The organism is Candidatus Obscuribacterales bacterium (assembly GCA_036703605.1).
Classification (GTDB): Bacteria; Cyanobacteriota; Cyanobacteriia; order RECH01; family RECH01; genus RECH01.
The window spans coordinates 1-2,827 of record DATNRH010001036.1; the positions used below are offsets into that span (position 1 = coordinate 1).

Annotated in this window: 3 protein-coding genes; all 3 read right to left on the reverse strand. The window is 55.1% G+C overall.

Features of this window, described 5'->3' with window-relative positions; translation table 11 throughout:
• Window positions 1–315: 315 nt before the first annotated feature.
• The 3 genes from V6D20_21060 to V6D20_21070 all read right to left on the reverse strand — a co-directional run bounded on the left by V6D20_21060 (window position 316) and on the right by V6D20_21070 (window position 2,352).
• Window positions 316–756, reverse strand: coding sequence for a DUF6641 family protein (locus tag V6D20_21060; protein ID HEY9818271.1), 441 nt, complete (start codon window positions 754–756; stop codon window positions 316–318).
• Between the two features lie 108 nt (window positions 757–864).
• Window positions 865–1,224 carry a hypothetical protein gene (locus tag V6D20_21065; protein HEY9818272.1) on the reverse strand — a complete coding sequence of 120 codons (360 nt, stop codon included), beginning with the start codon at window positions 1,222–1,224 and terminating at the stop codon, window positions 865–867.
• Window positions 1,225–1,377: 153 nt separating this feature from the next.
• Window positions 1,378–2,352, reverse strand: coding sequence for a hypothetical protein (locus V6D20_21070; GenBank protein HEY9818273.1), 975 nt, complete (start codon window positions 2,350–2,352; stop codon window positions 1,378–1,380).
• Between the last annotated feature and the right edge of the window lie 475 nt (window positions 2,353–2,827).

The window sequence follows — 2,827 nt, forward strand, 5'->3', positions numbered from 1 at the left end:
GCATCGCGGCGAAATCGGGCGAGACAGGGGCGCTTGGGGTAATCTCTGACATGGCGACTCCATGAACAAAGCCGCGACGCATCGCTGCTGCGTCATTTCACGCTTGATTCATTATGCGGAGGAAATCTGAACGATTTCGTTAACGTCGGTGTCGAAAAGGCGAATTTTCGACTCAGCCTGTAAGGCCAATCCTAACAGCATAAAAACGTTCAAGCCTATTGTTGGGCTTCGTCCCCACTTCTCTGGCACTTTGAAACTCGCTCATGGCTGAGCGCCTAACTCGGGGCGCTCAATCTTTCTAAATCCGTTTACAGATCAGCCGTCAGCCCGCTTCCTGCGAACTTTTGCTGCCCCAATCACCTTGTCCAACTCCCCAGCAGCAACCGCCTCACGGACTTGCTCCAAGGTGGGCACCAGCTGATCCATTGATCCGACCTGGATGGTGGGCTTCTTGGGCATCAACTCCATCCGCCGATTGCCGTAGCGGATATCCAGCATCAGCTGACCCGCTTCGTCTTTCCACCACCAGCGTCGAACCTTCCGGGGCAGTTCCCTGCGAACCCGCTGACCGGTTTCGGGATCATCAACCCACCGCATAGCTTTGAGCGTCATAGGCTCGCCGGTGATCTCGGAATGGGCAGCAGCAATTTGGCTGTCGATCGCCTGGATCAGCTTCTGCCGAGCCCGAAGCTCAGGAGAAGTGTTCACATCCGCTTTGGTTTTCTCGGACAGGGTCAGCTTGGAAAGGATTGTCATCGTCAGTCTCCATCGTTGCATCTCCATCGACGGTAGCGGTGACGATCGTGACGTCGACCAGAACCAGACCGAACCTGATGATCAGGCTGGCCGTGGTCCGGTTCAGCCTCAAGCCGCTGTCTGACCTCTCAGATGATCCAGGATCTGGCTTATCCGTTGAATATCGGTAGCCAGCTGCTCCAAGAGCCCTGCCGATATCAGAACCTGTCCGTCTGCAGGAGCACACGGTTGATGCTGGATATGTTGGATCTGTGATGCCTGAGCGGTTGGCGCCGGTTTGGTCTTCTTCCGCTTCCAGGTCTCATTCTGCTGCCTGTCCAGCCATGCAAGCTGTCGGTCGCTCAACTCTCCCAGGGCCTCCCAGCGCTCTTCCACGCTGTCCAGCATCTCAAGCCCGGTGCTGTTGTCTCTGCTTTCGAACTTCTCCCTGACCTGGGCGAAGGCGTCTTCAATTTGGGTGTCTGTCATAAATGTCATTTCGATAAATTCCTTTGATAAATTGGGTATTCAAATCAGCCTGCCGATATGCGGCGGGCTTGGTATGGGGCAGGGCAACGGATCGCAGCTCTACCCCGAAGAACCCTTTGTGGTCCTTGATGGATTTTTTGGGTTCTGGGCTCTTCATTCTTCGGCCTCATCACCTGATCCCGGCTGCCAATACGCGAACCAGCCAGCGGCTTTGTGATGCTTTCTCTGAGACGGCTGCATCTGGAACAGGTGACAGATATTGCCGATGAACACTGTGATCACCGGCAAGTCCTGTTCCCACTCCAGGGTGGCTGATGCCTGAGGCATCTGCACCTTGGCGTCTCCCCAGCGCTTGGGGCTGGTCAGGTGTCCAATGCGAGGGCGGTATTTGGGATCACCGCCGTAAGCCTTCTCCGCAGGCCGGATGAAGTCTCGGCAGAACTCGTACCAGGGCAGAGTCTCTGGGTTGGTGTCCTGTCTCTTGCCAAACCACTTGCGGCTCTCGGTGGGAGAGATGAAGTAGGTCTCGTTCCTGCGGCCCTGCCGGACCGTCACCTTGGCGGTGAACTTAACCCCGCGCTCATTGGTGTTGTCCCAGAGCTGAACCTGGACCTGTTCAACAGCTGTGGTCTCCAGGCCATGGAACTCCAAGCCGCCCGAATTGGCTTCAGGGTCATTGGCTCCTAGCTCATTGGCTTCAGCGGCTTCGTCGGGATTGGCTTCGTCACCTCCCTGGTCCTTGGCTTGATCCAGCTCCCCTGGCTCGGATTGGCTTTTGTCGTCTTCGGCTGGGCGATGCGAAGCGGAGCCATGGTCTTGGCCGAGCGCAGCGGTGGCCGAAGGCTGGGTTGTAAACCCGACGGAGACATCTGGCTTGCCAGGTGGCTCACTATTAACTTCATTGACTTCGTCTACATAAGATAATGATGAGCCAGAAAAAGAAGGGCCATTGGCCTGGTCATTTAATAGTGAGCCAGGGCCAGCCAGCAATCGCTGTTCGAGCCCCTGCTTGATGGATTTGAGAGAGACAGGTGCAGCTGACTTGGGAATGAGGATGGAGCCAGCTGCTGGTCTCGGCTCGCCATTTAATAGTGAGCCATCTGCGGTCAGATGAAGTGAATTGGTCATAAAAAAAACCTCCTTGGATTAGGAGGCGCGGTCATATGTTTGAATATGTAACTCCACGCCGGTGTTAAATCTCCACGCCTTAAATCTTGGGGAGAGCCCGAGGCCGGCGTGGTGGCCGATCCAGGTAAGCAAGTCCCAGATTGGGCTCTCCCTGCACCCGTATTTATAAAAGCGGGGTCAGAACCCGGCAGAAATCCCCCAAAAACACCCCATTTTACGAACCCATTGAGATCATTGGGGTATTTTCACGGTTTTTAAGGATGTGGAATTCACTGGGTACAATATACCCAAGCGGATAAGTGGGTTTTCTAACCCCTTGAGACCCTTGATGAAAAAATCAGGTTTTGGGGCTGTATGGGGCAGGGGAGAGCCAAAACCGACCCAGACTCTCATTCTTCGACGGTATAGCCCTGACAGTCGATGTCGACCAGAGACCGCCGGTAACAGAATTTTAATCTGAGGGGTGCAGCATCAG